Source organism: Flavobacterium sp. ACN2 (assembly GCF_002303885.1).
Classification (GTDB): Bacteria; Bacteroidota; Bacteroidia; order Flavobacteriales; family Flavobacteriaceae; genus Flavobacterium.
Window position 1 is genome coordinate 1 of sequence record NZ_MRCM01000044.1, and the last position, 923, is coordinate 923.

Here is a 923-nt window from a genome sequence, read left to right on the forward strand (position 1 = left end):
TCAAATCATTTTATGAATAATTATAATGGATATATTAAAGCTAAATAAAATGAAGAAAATTATATTGTTTTTTTTTGTACTAATATTTTCATTTTTCATTTTTCGATTTTTTTATTTTACTGCTGATGATTATAGTAATCACAATAAATGTGAAAATAGCAATTTTGTAGGTTCTAGCAATATTATTATTAAATTTTCAGACACTCAAATAAATGAAAATCTTAAAATACTAATCACACAAAAAGGAGGTTTCAAAAAAACGATTAGATACCATAAAATAGATATGCTGTCCAAAAACAACTTATCGTATTATTTGGACGATAGAATATTAAAAACAGATACATTATTAATTAAACTGAGAGACAAGACAGTAAAAATTTATGATTTTAGACGCGAAGGCTCAAGACAAAAATACGGCAAGAACAAAGGTATATTTTACTGTTTTAATTACATGAAAATAAATAATATAGAATATTGTTTAGAATCTGATACAATTTATTTAAACACTCGTGACTTATTATCTAGGTAATTTTAAGCTTGAAATTTTATAAATAACCCGAAACAGAATCATTTGATATATTGCGAAAGTATTTAGAAATTATGCGTGCCGCTTCAAAAGAAGAAAACAAAGACAAAAATTCAACCTACGAGATCTACAAACACATACACCACAATTACGTTCATTTATCAGCGCATTATGGCGGTTTTGAAAATGATTTTTTAACAGTGCAAACAGGAGATCATCATCTTTTGGCAAATTATGTTTTTATTAATGAACCTGTTGAACCAATTATAAAAGAGGATAAAGTAATTTATAAGCGAGAAATATATGTACCCAAAAGTTAGATTTTTTTTATGCTGTTTTTTAATTATCGGTTTACTTGCAAGCTGTCAGCCTAAAGATACATTTGACTGGAATGCTG

The 923-nt window shown here is 26.0% G+C and carries 2 protein-coding genes; both read left to right on the plus strand.

Annotated features, from left to right (window positions below):
• The first annotated feature begins 49 nt into the window (after positions 1-49).
• A complete protein-coding gene (locus BSF41_RS23515) occupies positions 50-529 on the plus strand; it encodes a hypothetical protein (protein WP_141248192.1) in 480 nt (159 codons plus the stop codon).
• Between the two features lie 50 nt (positions 530-579).
• Complete coding sequence (locus BSF41_RS23520; RefSeq protein ID WP_141248193.1) at positions 580-846, plus strand: hypothetical protein; 267 nt, start codon at positions 580-582, stop codon at positions 844-846.
• The last annotated feature ends 77 nt before the right edge of the window (positions 847-923 follow it).